Raw genomic sequence first — 21,470 nt, forward strand, 5'->3', positions numbered from 1 at the left:
TCCAGAAACCCGGCGCAGTCACTGGCGATCACCTTGGCCGAGGCAAAGGACTCGCTGGCATTGGCCAGTAGCTCTTCGATGTCGATGCCCGGGGCGACGGTGTAAATCGTGCTCGGTTTGCGCGGGGTTTTGGGGTCGGACGGTTTGAAGTAGTGATCGAGGGCGCGTTCGGCGGCTTCGTTGAGTTTTTTGGGATCGAGGGGATCGTAGGGGGAAACGTCGTCGGTTTCTGGCGGGTTAGGTGTGGCTTTGAACATGGTGAATCTCCTTTGGAAAATAGCACCACCAGAACCTGTCGCTAAACAAGTATGGGTGGCGACTGTATGCAGGTTAGCGAACCGGTCAAAGGCACCCGGTAGACCCGAGGGTCTCCCGCATACAGCCACCATAACGTAATTGCAGACGTCAAAAGTCGGCAATAAAGTCTGGAGCACTGATGCACTTTGAATAGTCCGAGTCGCTAAACCCGATCGCTGATTGGCAGCGATGCGGAAACGATAAAGACCAGGCCCAAAGCGCACAAGCCGGCGGATTCTGGCGCAGTCGTAGGCAACGGCGCAAGGATCTGTAGCTTTCAGGAAGTAACGCTAAACACTATTAAACACAGCCCGCTCCCAGAGGGTTTGAGGAGTTCTGAATATCTGTAGTTACACCCTTAAACCACTGGAATATCCAGCGCCACCGACATGAACTGACTGATCCGCGACCTTAACCAGCGCTCCGCCGGATCGTTGTCGTGCACCCCACTCCACGCCATGGACAGTTGCGCCGCGTCGATGGGAAATGGCGGATCTTCGGCCCGTAACGCACAGCCTTCGACCAATGCGCACGCGGCATAGTCCGGGACAGTGGCGATCATTTCCGTGCCGGCGAGCAACGCGCGCAATCCACTGAACTGCGGAACGCCCAACACCACCCGGCGGGTGCGACCGACCTTGGCCAGATCCAGATCGATGTTGCCGCTCAGGTCACCGGAAAACGACACCATCGCATGGGGCCTTGCACAATAATCATCCAGGGTCAGCGGTTCGGGACGGTCATCGCCACGCAGGACTTTGCAGGGAATGTCGCGCAGTTTTTTGCGTTTGGCATTGGCCGGCAGGTCGGTGGTGTAGCTCACCCCCACCGAGATTTCTCCCGACGCCAGCAATGCCGGCATCAGCAGATAGTTGGCGCGGCGCACCACGACCACGATCCCCGGCGCCTCTTCCTGCAACTGGCGCAGCAACGGCGGAAACAGACCGAACTCGGCATCGTCCGACAACCCGATGCGGAACACGTCGCAGCTGGTGGCCGGGTCAAACTCCTTGGCGCGGCTGACCGCTCCCGAGATGGTGTCCATCGCCGGTTGCAGCTCCTTGAGAATCGCCAGCGCCCGTGCCGTCGGCTCCATGCCGCGACCGTTGCGCAGCAACAACGGATCGTCGAACAGATCACGCAGCCGCCCCAGCGCAGCGCTCACTGCCGGTTGGCCCATGAAGAGTTTTTCGGCGACCCGGGTCAGGTTCTTTTCGAACATCAAGGCTTCGAAAATCACCAGCAGGTTCATGTCGACGCGGCGCAGATCGTTACGGTTCATGGGCAGGGTTCCTTTGGTGTTCAGCCAGGCGCGAGTCTGTCGGACTTTACTCGATCATCGGCACTTTCGCCGCTCGTTTGTAAGGCCCGTACTCGATGGGTACCCACTGGAAATGCTTGTCCACTGAGCTGATATGGCCGACACCCGGAAACGGCAAATGCGCCGCCGTGACCCAGATCTTGCTGACCGCCGCATCGCTGAAAACCTTGGCGCGGCTCTTGATCGCTTGCTGACTGTCGACGTCGAAACGAATCGATACCTCGGGATGCTCGAACTGCACCGCCAGGTTATGCACCAGATCGCCCATGAACAAAATACTCTGGCCCTGGGAGTTGAACCGATACGTGGTACTGCCCGGTGTGTGCCCAGCCTCCAGCTCGGCATCGACAACGCCCGGCACTGGCGAGTGCCCGGTAGCAAAGGTCTTGAAGCGGCCCGCCGCGATATACGGCGCGGTGGAGTCCTGGGCGATCTTGAAGAACTCCCTGGCGCCGGCCGGTGCCTTGGCCATGGCCTGCGGGTCAAGCCAGTAATCGGCTTCGGCCTTGGCCGCGTAGACCGTTGCGTTGGCGAACACGGGCTTGCGCTGCCCATCCACCAACCCGCATACATGATCCAGATGCAAGTGGGTGAGCAGAATGGTATCGACCTGTTCTGGCTGATAACCGGCGGCTTTCATGTTCGCCGACAGCTGACCCGCCGTGGCGCCGATGCACTGCCCCGCCCCGGTGTCCACCAGAATCAGTTGTTTGCCGGTGTTCACCAAAAACGCGTTGAACGCGGTTTGCACTCCCGGTGTTTCAATCGAGCGGCGAGCCAGCAACGCGCGGATCTGGTTTTGGGTCAGCCCCTCGAGCAGTTTGGGCGACAGGTCGTTGTAGCCATCAAACAACGCCGTCACTTCGTAGTCACCCACCGCGAGCCGGTAATAACCGGGCACCTGAGTGTTCTCCTGAGCCGGTGCCTGGGCCAGGCTGGTGCCGGACATCAGCGCCAATGCCAAGCCGAGTCCGCCCAGCATGCAAACGCGCGAATGCTTCATGAGATCTCCCTTGATCGAGTCAGAAAATGCGGCCCTGCCCAGGCCGCCACACGTCGTCAATCTTGCATGACCGTGCATTGGCTCGAATTGCAGCGATGTGCTCAGTTGGCGCATTTTCAGCCTTCAGCCTGACTGCGGAATTAACAACGTTTAACTCGCAAGCCAAAGCCCTCGCGACCAAGAATGAGCCTTCTGCGCAGACTTGTTTTTTAGACAAGGGAACGTGCTGGCTAACCGCGCAGTGCACCCGCGCGCGCCCATCGACACGGACATTGGCCATGGCTCACTTTCAGCAAAACGCAATCAAAGCGTGTGCCATTGAAACGCAAAAAAAAACCACGGGCGGCCTTAGCCCCTGGCGTGAAACCCTGGTCAAGCAACTGATCCTCGACCACCTCGGCGACACCCTGGAAGTGACCGAACTGGCACGGGCCTGTGCCCTGTCGCGCAGCCATTTTTCCCGTGCGTTCAAGTGCAGTACCGGTGTTTCACCGCAGGACTGGATCCGACAGCAACGCATCGCCCGAGCCAAACAGTTGATCCGGAACACCGACCTGACCCTGACGCAAATCAGCCTGGAATGTGGCTTCTGCGACCAGGCACATTTCTCTCATATCTTTACCCGCAGCGAAGGCGTTACACCGTTTGCCTGGCGCTGCCGTGCCATGCGTACTCTTCCCTCTCTCGACAGCAAAAGATCGCGGCCTTCGCCAGCGCCTACGGGCATTCACATGACCCTGTAGGCGCCGGCGCAGTCCGCGATCTTTTGATGTTGATCAGCCCTTGATGAACGCCAGCAGATCTTCGTTGAGTTGATCCTTGTGGGTATCGGTCAAGCCGTGCGGGGCTCCCGGATAGACCTTCAATGTGGAGCCCTTGACCAGTTTCGCCGAAGCGATGCCCGCGGCTTCGATCGGCACCACCTGGTCGTCGTCGCCATGCACCACGAGGGTCGGCACGTCGAACTTCTTCAGGTCTTCGGTGAAGTCGGTTTCGGAGAATGCCTTGATGCAGTCATACGCATTCTTGTGGCCAGACATCATGCCCTGCAGCCAGAACCAGTCGATCATGCCCTGGGACGGCTTGGCGCCCGGGCGGTTGAAACCGAAGAACGGACCACTGGCCAGATCCTTGTACAGCTGCGAGCGATCGACCAGAGACGCCTGACGAATACCGTCGAACACGTCCATCGGCAGGCCACAGGGGTTGGCTTCGGTCTTGAGCATCTGCGGCGGCACCGAGGAAATCAGCCCGGCCTTGGCCACGCGACCGGTGCCGTGGCGACCGATGTAGCGCGCCACTTCGCCACCGCCGGTGGAGAAGCCGAACAGCACGGCGCTTTGCAGATCCAGATGCTCGATCAGTTGCGCCAGGTCATCGGCGTAGGTGTCCATGTCATTGCCGAACCATGGCTGGCTCGAGCGTCCGTGACCACGGCGGTCGTGGGCGATGACCCGGTAGCCTTGGGAGGCCAGGAAGATCATTTGCGATTCCCAACTGTCGGCGTTCAACGGCCAACCGTGGCTGAAGACGATCGGCTGGCCGGTGCCCCAGTCCTTGTAGTAAATCTCGGTGCCGTCTCGGGTGGTGAAGGTGCTCATCGTGATATTTCCTCATGCGTGGGGTTTTACGGCGGTTAATGAGAGGTGTGGGCCAGCCGTTCGGCCAGGCGCGCCACCCGCTCGCCCAGATGCGCGGCGGTGCGGCGGTCTTCGGGTGGCGGTGCAAAGTCAGGGGACTGCTCAACGTTCGACTGCGCCATGGCCCCCAACGAACTGCCGAGGCGATTCAGTTGCCCGTCGAACAGGCCCATGCTGCTGCGCGCCGGCAGCAGGTCGAGGCCGACCCAGATCATCGAATGCTGCGCAGCGAACACCGACATCTGCAGCAAGGTGTTGAGTTTGTCGCCGCACAGGCAACCGGAATTGGTGAACCCGGCCGCAAGTTTGTCGCGCCAGGGTTGGGCCAGGTAGAACGACGCGGTGGCTTCCATGAAACCCTTGAAGGCTGCCGAGGCGCTGCCCATGTAAGTGGGGGCGCCGAAGATGATTGCATCGGCACGGTGCAAGCGTTCCCAGTGATCGTCCACTTCCTCGACCGGAATCAGTCGACAGGTACTGCCCGGGTGCCGATCCACACCCTGGCCCACGGCTTCGGCCATGACCCGGGTGTGGCCGTAGCCGCTGTGATAGACCACCACCACGTTGCTCATTCCGGCTCCTCCAGAAGTGTTCATCCTTTTTGCGGCACGCTTTTTGTTGCTTGAAGGCCGATACCTTCGGCTAATTGAAGAAATGGATTTTTAAGCGTAGACCGGACACAGCACGAGTTAAACGTTGTTAATTTTCTACCGTGCACCCGACACCGCATTGCGCTGCCGAAAAAACCTGAGGAACATGCCGGATACCGCGTGATAGACGGATGCAAGCAGGAGTGACCCGTTGACCCTTTCTCCCGAACAGGCCCTCCATTTCGGCCCTTACCGGATCTACCCCGGACAACGCCTGGTGATGGAGGCCGACCAGCCCCTGCGCCTGGGCAGCCGAGCCATGGACATTCTGTTGATCCTGCTCGAACACGCCGGGCAGGTGGTGAGCAAGCAGCAACTGATCGCCCGGGTGTGGCCCAAAAGCGTGGTGGAAGACATCAATCTGCGGGTGCACATGGCGGCACTGCGCAAAGCCCTCGGCGACGGTCAGACAGGCCAGCGTTACATCGTTACCGTTGCCCAGCGCGGCTACAGTTTTGTCGCGCCGTTTTCCCTGGAGCCCATCGAACAGCGCCCCCAAAACACGCCCCCTGAATCGGGCAGTCATAACCTGCCAGTCCGCCGGACCCGCATGATCGGTCGCCAGGCGCTGGTCGACAGCCTGTTGGCGCAACTGTCGCGACAGCGTTTCATCACCCTCGTGGGCCCCGGCGGGATCGGCAAGACGACCGTGGCCCTGCGCGTCGCCGAGCAACTGATTGGCCACTACCGAGACGGCATTCGCCTGCTGGACCTGGCACCGATCAACGACCCTGTGATGATCACCACGCACTTGGCAACGCTGCTGGATTTGTCCTTGCACGATGCCGAGCCCATGAGCGGTCTCGCCACGTTCCTGCGCGAACGGCAGATGCTGCTGGTCATCGACAATTGCGAACACCTGATCGATGCCATTGCGTTGCTCAGCGAAAACATCCTGCGCGCGGCGCCCCAAGTGCACATTCTGGCCACCAGCCGCGAGAGCCTGCGGGCCGAAGGCGAATGCGTGCAACGCCTGGAATCGCTGGACTGTCCGCCGCCCATCGCCGTGCTCGACCGCACTCAGGCCCTGACGTTTTCGGCGCTGCAATTGTTTGTCGAGCGGGCGATGGCCAGCCACGACAGCTTCGAACTGAGCGAAGCCGAACTGCCGCTGGCGATTGAAATCTGCCGGCGCCTGGACGGCATACCGCTGGCGATCGAACTGGCGGCGGCGCAGGTTGGCAACCTGGGTTTGAGCGGCTTGCTGTCGCAACTGCAAGACAGCTTTCGCCTGCTCGCCCAAGGCTGCCCGACCACCATGGGCCGCCATCAGACCCTGCGCGCCACGCTGGACTGGAGCTTCGAACTGCTCAATGCCTGCGAGCAGACGTGCCTGCGCCGACTGGGGATATTCCGGGGCGCTTTTACCCTGGAATCGGCGGCTGCCGTGATTGTCGGCCAATACATCGAGCCCGATGTAGTGTTTGCCTCGATTACCCAATTGGTGGCCAAGTCATTGCTGAACGTGGAAGTCGGCGATGAAGAAGTGTTCTACCGTCTGCTCGACACCACGCGTGGCTATGCGCTGGAAAAACTCGACCAGGCCCAAGAGCTGGCGGACACCCGAGAGCGCCACGCCGAATGCTGCCTGGCCTTGATGCAGCAGGCGCAGAGTGATTGGGAACACACCCAGAGCGAGCGCTGGACCGAGCGTTACGCCCGCAGCCTGGACGACATTCGTGCAGTCCTGGATTGGGGCTTGAACGCTCAAGGGCCGCAGGCCTTGGCCATCCGTCTCGCCGCGACCTCGGCACCGCTCTGGCAAGAGCTGTCGCTGCTCAAGGAATACGGGGTGTACGTGCGCAAAGCCCTGGCGTTGCTCGAAGCGACGCACCAGCCCTGCCCGCGTTTGACCATGAACCTCAAGCTTGCCCTCGGCAGTTCCTGCTACCACACCCAGGGCAATAGCACCGAAGCCGTCGAAGCCTTCGTCAGCGCCAAACACCTGGCCGAACACTGCAACGATATGGCCGGTCAGCTCAAAGCGATTTCCGGGCACTTGGCGGTTGATCTTAGTTGCGGCCACTACCAACTGGCCCTGGAGCAGAGCCGACAATTCGAGCGATTGAGGCCACACGACGACGCGGTGACGGCCCTCAGCACCCAACGCTTGCGGGTCCTGGCCCTGCATTTTGCCGGGGATCAGGCTCTGGCGCGGGAGAATGTCGAACAGGTCATTCAATGCCTGGCCCAGAGCGGCCAACTCAACCGTTTCACCCATGGTTTTGGCGTGCAATACGACCAGAGCGTGGCGACCCTGACGATTCTGGCGCGCATTCTCTGGCTGCAAGGGCTCCCGGAAAAAGCCTGGCATACCGCACGACAGGCGCTCGACATCGCGATGCAAATCAATCATGGCACGTCCATCTGCTACACCCTGGCGCTGTCCGGTTGCCTGATCGCCCACTACAATGGCAACACGCCGGTCGCCCGCGAGCTCCTGACCTTGCTGCTTGAGCAGGCGAAGAAACACTCGGTGCTGCTGTTCTACACCTGGGCCAAACATTACGCGCAGGTTATCGGGGGGGCCGATTCGCCCTCGTCACCGCGAGCGGACACCGGGTTGATCAAGGAAATCATGGTCACGCTGGACAGCCGTTTTATCGATGACGCGTTGCTGGAACGGGCCGAAAACGGCGCGGCGGGTTGGAGCACGGCGGAGATTCTGCGGGCTCGGGCCGACACGTTGCTGGCACAGGATTGCCCGGACAATGTCAGCGCGGCCGAAGCGGTACTGCTCGAGGCTTTAGCCGTGGCAAAAACCCAGGGAGCGCTGGCGTGGGAATTGCGCAGCGCCACGTCACTGGCCCAGTTGTGGCAACGTCAGGGGCTGTTCCGTCAGGCCCATGAGTTGCTGGCGCCGATTTACCAGCGTTTCACCGAAGGTTTTGCCACACCGGACCTGACGAAAGTCCGCCGGTTACTCGACGAGTTGCAGCGACACATGCCCGTTTGAGGTCCAGCGAGCCCGTCTGATGTAGCGGCTATGACGCAGTTCAAAGGTGCGCAAGTGACCGCTGTGCTCGAGTTTGTCCAGGACGTAGGTGCGCGTGGTGTTGAGAAAGCGGTAACGGGTCACGCCGCTGCCCTGCTCCACTGACAACAGCGATTTGCTCGCCAGCCGCTCCACGATTTCGACCAGACAGGTGGGCCGCAGCACCGCGCAACTGATCACGCCAATAGCCGCGTCCAGGGTGAACGCCATGTTGAACACCGCCAGCCGCTGCAGCACGGTTTGCTCCAAAAGACTCAGCCGTTCATAGCTCCAGTCCAGCGCCGCCTTGAGATTCTGATGCCGTGGCACGGCGGTCCGTCGGCCTTGGCTCAACAGCTGGAAACAGTTGTCGAGTTGCGCCTGCATTCCCACCAGCGCCAGCGCATCGATCTGCGCCGCCGCCAGTTCAATGGCCAGGGGCAGTCCGTCGAGTCGCCGACAGATTTCGCGCGCTGCCTTGAGGTCCTGTTGGCGCAGGACAAACCCTTGCTGACGGGCTCGGGCGCGACTGACCAACAGTTGCACGGCCGAATAGCCCATGGCTTCGGCCACGCTGTACAGCGCCGAAGGCGGCGGTACCTTCAAGGCCGGTAAGCGCAGGACTGTTTCCCCGACGGCTCGCAACGGTTCGCGACTGGTGGCGAGAATGGAGAGCCGTGGCGCCGAGGCCAGCAGATCGTCCACCACTGCCCGACAACGCTCGAGCAGGTGTTCGCAGTTGTCGAGCACCACCAAGGCATGCCGTTGTGCCAGCGCCGCCGCGCCGACATCCAGTTCCAACGTGCGCGACAGATGAGCGAGAAGTTGCGACGGGGCATCGATGCTGGCCAGATCAACCATCCAGACACCGTCCCGATAGTGTTGCAACAGCAACTCGGCCACGCGTAACGCCACGGTGGTCTTGCCGATGCCGGCGGGGCCGACCAGAGTCATGAAGCGCCGAACCGGCAACTGCCGGACCACACTGCCGACGATCGAGTCGCGACCGGTCACCGGTGTGAGCCGCGCAGGCAGGTTGTGTAGAGGCTTGTGCACGGTTTCGACCAGCACCGGCGTGCCCGCCCGGTCGCGCTGCACCGGGGCGATGAAGCTATAACCGCGTTGGGGAATATTAAGGATGTACGGTTGCCCGTTCGGCCCATCGCCAAGCGCTCGACGCAGAGCGGCGATGTGCACGCGCAGGTTGATTTCCTCGACCACCGAGGTCGGCCAGACATGGGCAATCAGCGCCTCTTTGCTGACCACCGCACCGGCGTGCTCGACCAGTACCTGCAAAATCTCCAGGGCCCGCCCACCCATGCGCAACGGCCGTTCACCGTCCAGGATCAGTCGCTGACGCAGGTGAAACACATAAGGCCCGAACCGCAGCACCGAATCGCTGTTTATATCTCTGAGGCTGTTCATGCACGTTCACGCGCTGAAAACCTGGCCCGGCTCAAGGTACTGAAAAACCGTCGCCCCCGTCCATCCAGATTCCCGCACCTCCATGGCAAAGAGTTCACAGGTATCTTGGCAGGCATGGGTGACGGTACAACGGCCACGGGAGGAGCGTCACGGCCATCACGGTGCGCGTGACGGACAATCGCGCTAGCTGAACTGTTCGCGGTACTGGGTGGGGGTCAGGCCGAGCTTTTCACTGAACAGAAAACGCATGTGCCGCACGCTGCCAAAGCCACTTTTATAGGCCACGGTCTTGAGCGGCAGGTCGCTGGTTTCCAGCAGGTTCCGGGCGCGGTCGATGCGCGCGCTTTGCAGAAACTCCATCGGCGTCATGTTCACCTCCCGGGCGAAGACCCTGGCGAAGTGCCGTGCACTCATGTTCACCAGACTGGCCATGCGCTCGATACTGAACGCCTCATCGAGGCGTTCGAGCACATGGTTCTGCACCCGGGTGATCGGCGTTTCCTGGGAGGCCACCGCCGCCATCAACGGACTGAACTGCGCCTGCCCGCCCTGGCGCTTCATCACCACCAGCAGCACTTTGGCGACGTCCTGGGCGACTTTCTTGCCGTGGTCCTGGGCAACCACCGCCAGCGCCAGGTCAATGCCTGCGGTGACACCGCCGGAGGTGATGAGGTCTCGATCCTGTACGAAAATCTGATCGGTCTCCACGGTGGCTTTGGGAAAGCCTTTGATCAGCCGTTCGGTGTAATGCCAGTGAGTGGTCACGCGATAGCCGTCCAGCAACCCGGCATGCCCGAGCACGAAGGCACCGGTGCAGATCGAACCATACCGGTTTGCCCGGGTGACGGCGCCCTTGAGCCAGCCGAGCAGCGGCGGATGCCTTTCGTTGTAGGCCCCCGGCCCGCCCGGTACCAGCAACAAATCGTAGTGCTCGTTCGCCTGATCGATGTGCAGATCGGCCTGGACGCTGACGCCGTTGGAGGCCCGCAACGCGCCATGCTCGGTGCCGATGGTCGCCAGCTCGTAACGGTCGCTTGGTGCCAGATAACGATTGGCGATGGAAAACACCTCCATGGGACCGGCCATGTCGAGCAGAAGAAAGTCGGGGAACAACACCATTGCCACTGTTTTCATGGATTCAAGGTCACTAAAGGAGAACTGTTTAATACCATTGCGCCGAACACCAGATCCAAGTGGGAGCGAGCCCGGCATTATGGCCAACTGTAACAATAAGAATACATGAACCCCACCCCACCACTGTCAACCTGAAAGAGACAGTATTTCAATTTTCATCTACTTATTGCACTAGCCGGTAAACATTAACCTTCTCCTCACTCGGACGAATTCACGTCCTGACAGGAGATTCATCATGCTGACCCTTCGTAAAGCTTCGGATCGCGGCGCGGCCAATCACGGTTGGTTGAAGTCGTTCCATACCTTCTCCTTCGCCAATTACCGCAACCCGCGGGAGCAGGGTTTTTCCGACCTGCTGGTGATCAACGACGACCGCGTGGCGGCCGGCAAAGGCTTTGGCCAGCACCCGCACCGCGACATGGAGATTTTTTCCTATGTGCTCGAAGGTGCGCTGGAACACAAGGACACTTTGGGCACCGGTTCGGTGATCCGTCCCGGCGACGTGCAATTGATGAGCGCCGGCAGTGGCGTGGCGCACAGTGAATACAATCACTCCACAACACGCCCGGTGCACTTCCTGCAAATCTGGATCGTGCCGGACGTCAGCGGCGCCAAACCGCGCTACCAGCAAGAGCACTTCAGCCCGCAGAAAAAACGCGGACGCTTGCAACTGATCATCTCCCCTGACGGGGCCAACGGTTCGCTGAAAGTTCGACAGGATACGCGGGTGTACGCCGGCCTGATCGACGGCAAGGAAAGCGCCACGCTGGAACTGGCCCCCGATCGCTACGCCTACGTGCATGTGGCGCGCGGCAGTGTTGAACTCAATGGCATACAGTTACAGGAAGGCGATGGTGTGCGGGTTCGCGAAGAACAGGTTCTGAGCTTGAGCAACGGCGTGGATGCCGAGGTGCTGGTGTTTGATTTGCGGCCGCAAGAGTTGCCGGAAATGCCTTGAAACCCCATACCTTGTGGCGAGGGGGCAGCCCCCTCGCCACATTCCCGGAACAGACTCATGAAGCCTCAAACTACCGATAACCACGAGCCTGCACGTTGAACAACTGCGCATAACGCCCGCCCGCCGCGACCAGGCTGTCGTGATCGCCTCGCTCAAGGATCGACCCCTGATCCAGCACGATGATGTGGTCGGCATTGCGCACGCTGGAGAACCGGTGAGAAATCAGCAACGTCATGCGGCCTTCGGTGTGTTGACTGAAATGCTCGAACACCGCCGCTTCCGCCGCCGGGTCCAGGGCCGAGGTGGGCTCATCCAGAATCAAAATATCGGCGTCGCGGCGCATGTAGGCGCGAGACAAGGCGATCTTTTGCCATTGCCCACCGGACAGCTCCTGCCCACCGGCAAACCACCGGCCCAATTGCGTGGCGTAACCGCGATCCAGACGCTCTATAAAGGGCGCGGCCATGCCCTCGGCGGCCGCTAGCTGCCAACGCGCTTCATCGTGGAACGCCAGGGTATCGCCCACGCCGATGTTCTCGCCCACCGAGAATTGGTAGCGAATGTAGTCCTGAAAAATCACGCCGATGCGCCGTCTCAGCACCTCTTCGTCCCAAGACTGCAAATCGCTGCCGTCCAGCAAAATACGGCCCTGATCGGGACGATACAGCCGAGTCAGCAACTTGATCAGCGTGGTTTTGCCCGAACCGTTTTCCCCCACCAGCGCAACGCTGTGCCCGGGCATCAGGTGCAGATCGATGCCAAGCAAAGCGTCGCGGCTCGCCCCCGGATAACGGAAACCGACATTCTCAAAACGTAAACCATCGCCGGGCACCGCACCCATGGTAAGGCTTCCGTTATCGGCAATAACGGGCTCGGCCAAATACTCGTAGAGGCTCGACAGGTAAAGACCATCCTCGTAAAGGCCGCTGATTGCGCTCAAACTGCTGCTCACAGCGGCCTGCCCCTGCTTGAACAGCACCAGGTACATGGTCATTTGGCCGAGGGTGATATGGCCGTGAACGGTATCGACCACGACCCAGGCATAGGCCACATAGAACGCAGCGGTACCCAGCAATCCCAGCACAAAACCCCAGCCATCGCGACGCAGCGTCAGGCGCCGGTCTTCGGCGTACAGACGCGCAAACGTGTCCCGATAACGCTTCAACAGCAGCGGCGCGAAGCCGAACAGCTTCACCTCTTTGATGTAGCCCTCATGGGAGAGCAGCGTCTCGATGTAATTCTGCTGCCGACTCTCCGGCGCCCGGCGCGTGAACAGGCGAAAGGCATCCCCGGAGAAGTGCGCTTCGGCAAAGAACACCGGTAACGCCCCAACCACCAGCAGCACCAGTGCCCACGGCGAAAAATGCACCAGCAACACACCAAAGCTGATCAACACGATCAGGTTCTGGATCAGCCCCAGCGACTTCATCACCAGCGCCAACGGCCGGGTCGATGCCTCGCGCCGCACCCGTACCAGCTTGTCGTAGAACTCGGAATTCTCGAACTGCACCAACGATAACGTCTGGGCTTTCTCCAGAATCATCGTGTTGACCTTCTGCCCCAACTGCACCCGCAACAGCGATTGCTGAACCGACAATGCACGCTGTGTTCCGGATAGCAACGCAAGCACGCCTGCCTCAAACAGCACATACCGCACAACCGGCCATAACGGCGCACTGCCCTGCTGGGCGTGCAACTGCATGGCGGTGACAACGGCGTCGACAATCCGCTGCCCCAACCAGGCCGCCAGCGCCGGCAGCACACCGGCGATGAGGGTCGCCAGTACCAGCCCCAGAAACAGCCCACGGGATGTTCCCCAGACCAGCAACAAGGCACGTCTCGCCTGGTCGAGCAAAGAGGCGAAACGGGTCAGGACGGGCATAGGACGGTGGACTCGGTGGCAGATGTCAGAGGAGCGGCAGGTTCTACAGTACGTGGAATGAGCCATCCACTCTACGGGGACAGGACGCGATAAGGCCGGCCAGGCCAAAAGATAGAAGTCATGATGACCTTCGACGAAACTCCGGCTCGCGACCATGTTCCAACGGACTGCCATAACCTGATCATTCACACGCGTCTGCTGGTCGGGGACCAGGCAATCATGGGGTCGGACACCACACCTGATCGCCCCACCACTGGCATGAGCGGTTGTTCGGTTTCGTTGAATATCGACAGTGTGGCAGAGGCAGAGCGGGTGTTTGCTGCATTGGCGGAAGGCGGCGGTATTCAAATGCCGCTGGTGGCGACGTTCTGGGTGGAACGTTTCGGGATGCTGATCGATCGGTTTGGCGTGGCGTGGCGTGGATGGTTAATTGCGAAAAGGATCAGTGACCGGCTCCTCCCCGGTTAGTACATAAAATTTAATGGCTCTTTAATATCAACTTTTGGGATTTTTTTTCAATCGCCAAACAGAATAACCACACGCTCAAATTCCCCCTTGACATAAATATTACGAATATAATGCCAAATGACTCAATTAATATGGTCTCCCTTTCATTCGCCCTAAAAAGAGGCGAACGCGGTACTGATCGCCTCCCCAACGTGCACCGACATCACCCTAGAACACCGTGGAATATCCTTATAAATCAAATCCAATTTTCAAAAATGCGGACATCCGCACAGTTCATACGCAAGACTCCTCAGTTGTGCTTCGTTTTGCAGCCAGATGGGCAATTAGCCATCGCATCTGTGTTGCTCATAGAAAAGTCAACCTAAAGAGCCTAGTCCGACTGAAAGGGGTGTACCAACTAAGCCCGATATCACAAAAACAAATGGGCTTAAGCCTCGGCATTTGCCTATGTCATTGAATCAGCTAAAACTACTGAGCATGGAGTGACGTGTATTCACGACGGGAAATGTTATAAAAAGTCAGATAACGTCAGTATTTTGTGTATTAAGATTGCAACGCCAGCACATATGAGTAATTTACATGATGAGCACTGAGAGCAAAATCGAAAATAGCCAGAGGGGTATTCTCGCTATTGGGCGCACTTGGCGCTCGACAGAGAAACTTCGACAATTATTTGTACCTAATCTCACACATGTTTATACATTAGATTATCCAAACCCGCCAAGCCTGGATATCGAAACGCAAACACTCGATACCGTACTGATCGATATTGAAAGCCCCTCTATCCTTAATGACTGCCTGGCGCTGATCAAAAAGTTACGTACGAATCCGACAGAACTGGCCATTATCGTTGCAATCAACTATCGCTCTCCGCAAACCAAGATTGAATGTTACTTGGCCGGAGCCGATCACTGCATCAATGTACCGAACGATCAGGATGAAAAAGCCAGGTTACTCTCAGAGTTGTTCGAAACTCCTGAATGGCAGCCCAGCGTCAAATTGACCCTGGACCAAACATGCCTGCATTTATACAACGATGAATACAAACTGGATCTGGCCTATCAGGAAATGAAAGCCCTGGATGCGCTTATTAACGCAGAAGGTAATATCCTGCACCATGACTGCATGGCCGAATCCATGGGTTTGAATATAAAACTCTATGATTCACGCGTCTTGGAGAAATCCATAAGCCGGCTTCGAAATAAAATCAAAAAACACTTTGGCATTAATATCATTCACAGTGTTCGTGGTTATGGCTATCGACTGCTTCGAGGAGTCGTGTCAGTCAATCAAACAAACTTTCACTCTTAAAGGACTAGGTAATGGAGCCCAGCAGGCAAGCCATAATGCACGAAAACTTCGCATTGGTATTCTTCAGGCAATCGATTCTGAAACGAAACGATGAACTGTTCGGCAGCGAAATTTATGCCAAGGCGACCAAACAGGAAGCACCTCTGAACAAGGGGTATCAGCAGCTGCATTCCGATCATCCACTGGCGACTTATTACGAAGTCCTGACTCGGATCCAATTGAATGCCCTCTCACAGATTGAGGCCATGCCTTCCCATTCCGCCCCGGCGCCAAACAAGCTGTTCGTGACCATGAATCAATCTGCTTTATTGGATAAAGCGCTTATCAAGGAAATGAACGATGCTCAAGCGATACTCAAAAAGCATGAGCAACAGCTAATCCCCAGTATTAACAGCAATTCGCTCCTGTCGTTCAACCTGAAAGAAAAAAGAACCATTATCAATCACATCCACCTACTAAAAGACAATGGGATCGAGATCGCTTTCGATGGCTATGATTTAAGCGACGACAGCACCGAAAAACTGATCAGCCTGGCGCTGTTCGATTACATAAAAGTGGACCTGACCAAATCCAACTTCGACATCATGGTCGAAAACAGCCAGGACTTTTTCAACAGGTCTTATGACTGCCTGAGCGGCATGATCCATGACAGCAAGATCAAATTCGTGGCGGATCGGGTGGAGCACAAAGCACTACACACACTGGCTCGCAGCATGCCCTTCGACTTTTTTCAGGGGAGGTACTACTCGCCGACCGAGCTTATTTAAGTTTTGAAAAAAACTTCACCAGACTAGGAAGGAACCTTATTGTGAATACTCCGAATAACAGCTTTCTGATTTTCACCCGCGACCAACTGGCACGACAAGCAATCGAGTCGCTTCTCGCGCAACGCCTGTATTTATCCTTTGAAATCGAGTCAGGTAAACTCAGCAGCGAACGCATCCGAAAGAGTCGATTCACGCACATCCTGCTCGACCAGGCGGACATATCGCTGAGCGATGTCAGTTTCATCCGTAAAAATCAAAAAGATGCGGAAATCATCCTCATAACCCCAAACTCTGAACCTTCGGAACTCCATCACTTTTCGCACTTCGGTGTGGATGGCTTTCTCAAGAAACCAGTGGCCGACGAAGAGTTCATCTCGGCAGTCAGTCGGGTTAAAGAGTCTCAGGGCAATCCTGATATCTGGTGGTTTAATGCTGACGATCGAACATTGGTCAAAGAAGATATCACTATTCCATTGACCGGTACCGAATCGTTAATGCTCACCCAACTGGTCCTCAGCGATCGACGGGTACTCAGCAAAAATGATCTTATTCTACGCATTGATAAAGATCCGGACCAATATAGCGGACTTGAAATGTGCCTGAGCCGGCTGCAGAAAAAGTTCAAGACTGCTGCTAATGGCGAACGACTGGTCCGCTCGGTTAGAAACCGAGGCTACTGCCTGGCACAAAGAATAAGAGTCGCTTACTGAGCGAGGTCGCAAAAACAATAACAATAAATGCGATTTCCCACCTCAACTGATACACCCATCTCCATGACCTGCCTCCTTGCACTGCATACCCTGACTATCGCCATAAACGCTCCCTTGGCGCTCGCCTCCGTTTCATCCCTCTCCTGCCCGACAAACGTTTATCGAATGCTGCAATTATATAGACGATTGAGCGATATCCTCCTAACAAAAGAGCACGACCTTTTATAACAAGCCCCCCTGAAAGTATGTCCGTTATAATTCGTCAGACACACACAAAGATTTAGGTACTAGTATAAAAACCTGACACTGAGACAACCGTATCAGCTGACTTGAAAACAAAGCCAGGATGGCCAGCCATAAGCCCGCGTTATTCCCTTCTAATAATAACAATAACTTCTGACTGAACCTCGTTCGCTCAGCCCTTGTGCGTGGCTGCCTTTTATTAACCGTCGACTGATACACAATGTGGCGCAGGCCCGAGGGACACCGCGATGGTACATAATCGTATTAATCGAAACAGCATATCCAAAGGACTGACCTTCTGGGGGCAATGGATAATTGCCATCACGTCGGTCAACGCGCTGTTATTTGCTCTAGCGCTCTATCAGACAGGGGAAATAGAAGCCCATTATCGTGTGTTGGCGGTGCTTACTCTCCTGGGTTCGGTCCCCTCCTACTCCCTGCTGCTGGTTTATCACAAGCAGCATGGTTATCTCACCGGCCTGGGTCGACTGCTGCTGGGGTGGCTGCTGACGCTGACCGGACTGACCAGCATCGGCTTTATCAGCAAAACCAGCGAATTGTTCTCCCGGGAGATCATCCTGGTCTGGGCTGTAGCCGGTTATTGCGTACAGGCCTTGCTGTACCTGCCTTTGCACAGTTTTTCCAAGCATTACCATCGGCAATTGCACAGCCAAAACAACACGCTGATTATCGGCACTGACCAACTGGCGGTGAATCTGGCGGACAAACTGGCCAAAACCGAATATCCGCCGCTGGTCGGCCTGATCAGCTCAAAACCCAACGAGTTGTCTACCAACGTCAATGCCCACAGAATCGTGGGTCAGTTGCAGGAATTGCGCGAGCTGATCCGGGTGCACGATATCCGGCGGTTGTACATCGCACTGCCCTTGAGCGAAGCCAAACAGGTCGAAGCGCTGTACATCGACCTTCTCGACTCGAATGTCGATGTGGTCTGGGTTCCCGACCTGGGCAGCATGACGTTGCTCAATCATTCCGTCAGCGAACTGGATGGCCTGCCCGCCATCCACCTCAATGAAAGCCCGCTGACCAGTTACCCGACAGCGGCGCTGAGCAAAACAATGCTGGACCGAAGCCTCGCCGCCCTGGCGCTAATCGGCTTCAGTCCGCTGCTTCTGATAATCGCCGTCGCGGTGAAGATCTCCTCCCCAGGCCCGATTATCTTCAAACAGGAGCGCCATGGCTGGAACGGCAAGATCATCAAGGTCTGGAAGTTCCGCTCCATGCGCCTGCATGACGATCATCAGGTCCGCCAGGCCGGTCGTGAAGACCCGCGCATTACTCCGGTCGGCCGTTTCATACGACGCACCTCCATTGATGAGTTGCCGCAGTTCTTCAACGTGCTGCAAGGCCATATGGCGCTGGTCGGGCCGCGGCCCCATGCGATCGCCCATAACGACTACTACACCGGAAAGATTCAGGCTTACATGGCCCGCCATCGAATCAAACCGGGCATCACCGGGCTGGCCCAGATCAGCGGCTGCCGCGGCGAAACCGAGACACTCGACAAGATGCAAAAGCGGGTGGAGATTGACCTCAACTACATCAACAACTGGTCGTTGTGGCTCGACATCAAGATCCTGATCAAGACCCCCTTCACGCTGTTTTCCAAGGATATCTATTAACCGCTGCGATTCCCTCCCCGCCCATTCTACAGCTTGCGGCTAACAACGCTGCAGTCCGGGCAGTCAGATCTCTGACTGTCCGGAGCCCCTCCTTCTCATTTCATTCGCACTCTCTTTTGTAGCCGCTGCCAAAGGCTGCGTTCTCACATCGGACGCGCTTATCAGGAAAGTTCACACACCATTACAACCATCCCAATTTCAGCCAGGTCAGTCTTGAAAGGGATTTCACCGATCGCTTGAAAACCGAAATCCTGATAGAAGCGCCGGGCGTTTGAATTGATCTTGAGTACGTCAAGCCAGAGCAACCGTTCTCCGCGCTCTATCGCTCGATTGCAAATGAAACGCAGAAGCTGTTTCCCATACCCTCGTCCTGCTTCAGATTTGAGGAAGTAAATTTTTTGAAGCTCCGCGCCCATTGTGCCAGTCAGCGGCGCTGGCGTTGACCAGTTAACTTTGGAAAAACCTACGACCCTACCGCTTTCGTCTGAGGCTATAAGCCACAAATGGCTGGCGGATGATTCGAGTGACTGACTGAGCGTGCCGGGTGAGAAGTCTTGATTGAGGAAGCTCTGCATGCCGGCGAGAGACCAGATGGCCGAAAAATGCTCTCGATAGGTCTCACAGCCGACTTCACATAGAACATCGAGGTCGACTCTAGTTGCTTCACGAATGTTGATCATATACCTCCCCGGTTTATTCGCATGAAGAGATTGATGGAAACTCCCTTCGACTTGGTTATTGTCGATGAGCACAGCCCCATCGTCCGGTAGCGCTTCAGCGCTATTCAGTGTTTAAGGCTGTAATCCAGTAATTACATGGCCTGCTCGGCGAAGGTGAAGAGCCAGATGACGTTGATGCGGATCTACTTTTTCATGACATCCCCCAACTTGATGTCGAACATTTCGGGGCCAGATCAAAATATGCGGACATCATCGCGCTTAATGTTGTAGTTCGGAAGGTGTGTTGGCTGGGCGCTTACAAATAATCCGATAAACGTTATGGTTGACGAGCATAAGGAACCAACACACAAGAGTGGATACTTCGTCAACCTCATTGCCCCTTCGACATAGCAAACAGCAGGGTAGGCTCGTACACTGTATAACCCTTCGAATCTAACTTAGCGCACGAAGCAAACGCGCCTCAAGCCTCCCCTCTAAAGCCTAACAAGTCCACCAGGTTATTATTTGTCAGCCATCATAACGCGCGCCAACTCAAAATAAATGGTAAAGAACCTTGTTCGGACGCACTCCATCCGCAGCCCCTTAAGAGTATTGAAAATTATAAATCCTGACCACACACAAAACATAGAACACCATAAAGCCAAAACATCCCAACCGAAACAATCCCAGAAGGAGAAATAAAATGCTTATTGGAATTCACTACATGCGAGGATTAGCCGCATCAATGGTCGTGCTTTTTCACGCAATAAGCTTTATGGTTATTTACAAAAATTACAACTCCCCTTTCGCTCATTACATATTAGCGACAGGCGTGGACATTTTTTTTGTAATTAGCGGCTTCCTGATGGTAAAAACCACAGAAAAATACAAAGAAAGCAGGCTAGACTGGAAATCCTTCCTCTATAAAAGACTAGTACGAATAACCCCAATGTACTGGACCATTACAATATTAATCGCGCTTGCGATAATGTACAAACCATCGCTATCTGAAAAGACCATTGACCTTGATTTTTTAATCAAGAGCCTTTTGTTTCTTCCTACAAAAATCCCAAACAGCGATGTACAGTCCACCATCATTCCAGTCGGATGGACTTTAGTTTATGAAATGTTTTTCTATATTGTTTTCGCAGCCTTCACTGCCTTTAACTACCGCAAGGGGCTCGCTGCAATCATCCTTATGTTTTGCATGCTGTCACTTGCTCATAGCCAATTCGACAATTACTACTTAACGCTTTATACAAACCCTATCATATTAGAGTTTTGTCTAGGGATGATCATAGCCAAACTCTCCACCCCTTCTAGCAAACACGCCCTACTGCTGATGGGTTTTGGATTTCTGGCCTTAACAACCGGCGCATATCTTGATGGCCCACATTTCAACACTCGATTTTTAAGTGCAGGACTTGGTGCAGCCCTCATTATTTATGGGGCCAGCGGACTAAAGCTGAAGAAAACACTAGTCACACCCAAACTCTTAGGTGACAGCTCTTACACCACCTACTTAATACATATGTATGTGATCAAAGCTGGCGCAAAATTTCTACCCCCAAGCTTTGTCTCATGCCTGATACTGACAGCTTTCTCAATTGTGATCGGACACATAGTGTACTTATTAATTGAATCCCCTATACAAAAAACAATTTTTAACTTTAAAAACAAAAGCCGCCCAGAGTTACAAGTTAGAACCTAATCAGTAAATCTTGGCTGCGCAGTAATCAGTCCTACCCTATCGATAGACGCTCTAAAAATCGGCCATCTTTGTAGCTTCAGGACTAGCTGATGAGCTAAGTCAGATCCTCCGCTTCGATGCAATAGTATCTGGGAGGATCTGCCATAGCTTTTTACATCCGAAGGCTTAAGGTGTTTATCTTTAACCACCTGAGTTTGTGTAACCATTTCGATAGCAGCGCCCCCTGCCATAAAGTATCTAGTTGATCTCTTATTGGCGGTTTTGACGCCTCGATTAGTCGCCTGACTCGGTATAATCTAGGACATGATTCCATGCCCAAAGACCTTCCTGACACCCCTGTTTTGATCAAGCAACTGCTTGAGCAAATGCTGAGTGAGTGCGAGTCGGAAAGGTCAAGATCAGGAGGAAAACGCGCTGCTGCGTCAGCGCCATTTCGGGCGCAAGCCAGAGCAGACAGCCGATCCCGCGACCCCGCAAGCCGGGCTCCTAGGGGGTTCGCGTCGTTCACGGTATTTGTAGGAGCTGGCTTGTCAGCGAAGATGGCCTCACGTCATGCAGCGCCCGTGAAGCCGAATCCAGGCTCGGCTGCGGCTACAGGCATTTGACTGAATGAAGTGGCAAGAGAGGTGTTGCTTGAGAGGGATAGAGAGAGGATCTACGGTTGCAACATGCCG

At 56.1% G+C, this 21,470-nt stretch carries 17 protein-coding genes and 2 pseudogenes; 10 read left to right on the forward strand and 9 right to left on the reverse strand.

The window, feature by feature from the left end; translation table 11 throughout:
• The 3 genes from MMG91_RS06215 to MMG91_RS06225 form a co-directional block, all read right to left on the reverse strand.
• A partial coding sequence (locus MMG91_RS06215; RefSeq protein WP_310659084.1) for a DUF6124 family protein occupies positions 1-257 on the reverse strand: 257 nt, incomplete at its 3' end.
• Between the two features lie 398 nt (positions 258-655).
• Positions 656-1,579, reverse strand: a complete 924-nt coding sequence (locus MMG91_RS06220; protein WP_310659085.1) for a LysR substrate-binding domain-containing protein — start codon at positions 1,577-1,579, stop codon at positions 656-658.
• 46 nt (positions 1,580-1,625) lie between these two features.
• On the reverse strand, positions 1,626-2,621 hold the full coding sequence (locus tag MMG91_RS06225; RefSeq protein ID WP_310659086.1) for an MBL fold metallo-hydrolase: 996 nt from the start codon (positions 2,619-2,621) through the stop codon (positions 1,626-1,628).
• A 278-nt stretch (positions 2,622-2,899) separates the two neighbouring features.
• On the opposite strand from MMG91_RS06225, the gene MMG91_RS06230 reads away from it, so the two are divergent.
• Positions 2,900-3,364: a helix-turn-helix domain-containing protein gene (locus MMG91_RS06230; protein WP_310659087.1), complete on the forward strand. Its 465-nt coding sequence runs from the start codon at positions 2,900-2,902 to the stop codon at positions 3,362-3,364.
• Between the two features lie 33 nt (positions 3,365-3,397).
• Here MMG91_RS06230 and MMG91_RS06235 read toward each other — a convergent pair whose 3' ends face one another.
• Both MMG91_RS06235 and MMG91_RS06240 read right to left on the reverse strand, forming a co-directional pair.
• Positions 3,398-4,222 carry an alpha/beta hydrolase gene (locus MMG91_RS06235; protein WP_310659088.1) on the reverse strand — a complete coding sequence of 275 codons (825 nt, stop codon included), beginning with the start codon at positions 4,220-4,222 and terminating at the stop codon, positions 3,398-3,400.
• A 35-nt stretch (positions 4,223-4,257) separates the two neighbouring features.
• Positions 4,258-4,833 carry a flavodoxin family protein gene (locus tag MMG91_RS06240; RefSeq protein WP_310659089.1) on the reverse strand — a complete coding sequence of 192 codons (576 nt, stop codon included), beginning with the start codon at positions 4,831-4,833 and terminating at the stop codon, positions 4,258-4,260.
• Positions 4,834-5,062: 229 nt separating this feature from the next.
• On the opposite strand from MMG91_RS06240, the gene MMG91_RS06245 reads away from it, so the two are divergent.
• Complete coding sequence (locus tag MMG91_RS06245; protein WP_310659090.1) at positions 5,063-7,867, forward strand: winged helix-turn-helix domain-containing protein; 2,805 nt, start codon at positions 5,063-5,065, stop codon at positions 7,865-7,867.
• Here the strand turns inward: MMG91_RS06245 and MMG91_RS06250 are convergent.
• The gene (locus MMG91_RS06250) at positions 7,832-9,310 is read right to left on the reverse strand and encodes a winged helix-turn-helix domain-containing protein (protein ID WP_310659091.1); all 1,479 of its coding nucleotides are present in this window, start codon (positions 9,308-9,310) and stop codon (positions 7,832-7,834) included. The genes MMG91_RS06245 and MMG91_RS06250 overlap by 36 nt on opposite strands.
• Positions 9,311-9,493: 183 nt before the next feature.
• Positions 9,494-10,444 (reverse strand): GlxA family transcriptional regulator, encoded by a 951-nt coding sequence (locus tag MMG91_RS06255; protein ID WP_310659092.1) that lies wholly within the window; start codon positions 10,442-10,444, stop codon positions 9,494-9,496.
• A gap of 235 nt (positions 10,445-10,679) precedes the next feature.
• On the opposite strand from MMG91_RS06255, the gene MMG91_RS06260 reads away from it, so the two are divergent.
• Entirely contained in the window at positions 10,680-11,402 is a 723-nt protein-coding gene (locus MMG91_RS06260) for a pirin family protein (RefSeq protein WP_310659093.1), read from the forward strand.
• Between the two features lie 70 nt (positions 11,403-11,472).
• Here MMG91_RS06260 and MMG91_RS06265 read toward each other — a convergent pair whose 3' ends face one another.
• Positions 11,473-13,284, reverse strand: a complete 1,812-nt coding sequence (locus MMG91_RS06265) for an ABC transporter ATP-binding protein (protein WP_305506013.1) — start codon at positions 13,282-13,284, stop codon at positions 11,473-11,475.
• Positions 13,285-13,392: 108 nt separating this feature from the next.
• On the opposite strand from MMG91_RS06265, the pseudogene MMG91_RS06270 reads away from it, so the two are divergent.
• The 5 genes and pseudogenes from MMG91_RS06270 to MMG91_RS06290 all read left to right on the forward strand — a co-directional run.
• Positions 13,393-13,733, forward strand: a pseudogene (locus tag MMG91_RS06270) (VOC family protein); the annotation flags it as partial.
• Positions 13,734-14,331: 598 nt separating this feature from the next.
• Positions 14,332-15,063, forward strand: a complete 732-nt coding sequence (locus MMG91_RS06275; protein WP_310659094.1) for a winged helix-turn-helix domain-containing protein — start codon at positions 14,332-14,334, stop codon at positions 15,061-15,063.
• A gap of 11 nt (positions 15,064-15,074) precedes the next feature.
• Complete coding sequence (locus MMG91_RS06280) at positions 15,075-15,830, forward strand: EAL domain-containing protein (protein ID WP_310659095.1); 756 nt, start codon at positions 15,075-15,077, stop codon at positions 15,828-15,830.
• Between the two features lie 41 nt (positions 15,831-15,871).
• Positions 15,872-16,540: a winged helix-turn-helix domain-containing protein gene (locus tag MMG91_RS06285; RefSeq protein ID WP_310659096.1), complete on the forward strand. Its 669-nt coding sequence runs from the start codon at positions 15,872-15,874 to the stop codon at positions 16,538-16,540.
• 491 nt (positions 16,541-17,031) lie between these two features.
• A complete protein-coding gene (locus MMG91_RS06290; RefSeq protein ID WP_310659097.1) occupies positions 17,032-18,426 on the forward strand; it encodes an undecaprenyl-phosphate glucose phosphotransferase in 1,395 nt (464 codons plus the stop codon).
• 161 nt (positions 18,427-18,587) lie between these two features.
• Here MMG91_RS06290 and MMG91_RS06295 read toward each other — a convergent pair whose 3' ends face one another.
• The gene (locus MMG91_RS06295; RefSeq protein WP_310659098.1) at positions 18,588-19,106 is read right to left on the reverse strand and encodes an N-acetyltransferase; all 519 of its coding nucleotides are present in this window, start codon (positions 19,104-19,106) and stop codon (positions 18,588-18,590) included.
• A gap of 682 nt (positions 19,107-19,788) precedes the next feature.
• Here MMG91_RS06295 and MMG91_RS06300 point away from each other — a divergent pair.
• Both MMG91_RS06300 and MMG91_RS06305 read left to right on the forward strand, forming a co-directional pair.
• On the forward strand, positions 19,789-20,796 hold the full coding sequence (locus tag MMG91_RS06300) for an acyltransferase (protein WP_310659099.1): 1,008 nt from the start codon (positions 19,789-19,791) through the stop codon (positions 20,794-20,796).
• A 311-nt stretch (positions 20,797-21,107) separates the two neighbouring features.
• Positions 21,108-21,282 (forward strand): annotated as a pseudogene (locus MMG91_RS06305) (IS66 family transposase); the annotation flags it as partial.
• Positions 21,283-21,470 lie beyond the last annotated feature (188 nt).

Source organism: Pseudomonas sp. JL3 (genome assembly GCF_031570575.1).
In the GTDB taxonomy this organism is placed as follows: domain Bacteria; phylum Pseudomonadota; class Gammaproteobacteria; order Pseudomonadales; family Pseudomonadaceae; genus Aquipseudomonas; species Aquipseudomonas cucumis.

Coding starts and splice junctions, on each gene's coding strand:
- MMG91_RS06220 (WP_310659085.1), bottom strand. CDS start 1,579: ATGAACCGTAACGATCTGCGCCGCGTCGACATGAACCTGCTGGTGATT.
- MMG91_RS06225 (WP_310659086.1), bottom strand. CDS start 2,621: ATGAAGCATTCGCGCGTTTGCATGCTGGGCGGACTCGGCTTGGCATTG.
- MMG91_RS06230 (WP_310659087.1), top strand. CDS start 2,900: ATGGCTCACTTTCAGCAAAACGCAATCAAAGCGTGTGCCATTGAAACG.
- MMG91_RS06235 (WP_310659088.1), bottom strand. CDS start 4,222: ATGAGCACCTTCACCACCCGAGACGGCACCGAGATTTACTACAAGGAC.
- MMG91_RS06240 (WP_310659089.1), bottom strand. CDS start 4,833: ATGAGCAACGTGGTGGTGGTCTATCACAGCGGCTACGGCCACACCCGG.
- MMG91_RS06250 (WP_310659091.1), bottom strand. CDS start 9,310: ATGAACAGCCTCAGAGATATAAACAGCGATTCGGTGCTGCGGTTCGGG.
- MMG91_RS06255 (WP_310659092.1), bottom strand. CDS start 10,444: ATGAAAACAGTGGCAATGGTGTTGTTCCCCGACTTTCTTCTGCTCGAC.
- MMG91_RS06260 (WP_310659093.1), top strand. CDS start 10,680: ATGCTGACCCTTCGTAAAGCTTCGGATCGCGGCGCGGCCAATCACGGT.
- MMG91_RS06265 (WP_305506013.1), bottom strand. CDS start 13,284: ATGCCCGTCCTGACCCGTTTCGCCTCTTTGCTCGACCAGGCGAGACGT.
- MMG91_RS06275 (WP_310659094.1), top strand. CDS start 14,332: ATGATGAGCACTGAGAGCAAAATCGAAAATAGCCAGAGGGGTATTCTC.
- MMG91_RS06280 (WP_310659095.1), top strand. CDS start 15,075: ATGGAGCCCAGCAGGCAAGCCATAATGCACGAAAACTTCGCATTGGTA.
- MMG91_RS06290 (WP_310659097.1), top strand. CDS start 17,032: ATGGTACATAATCGTATTAATCGAAACAGCATATCCAAAGGACTGACC.
- MMG91_RS06295 (WP_310659098.1), bottom strand. CDS start 19,106: ATGATCAACATTCGTGAAGCAACTAGAGTCGACCTCGATGTTCTATGT.
- MMG91_RS06300 (WP_310659099.1), top strand. CDS start 19,789: ATGCTTATTGGAATTCACTACATGCGAGGATTAGCCGCATCAATGGTC.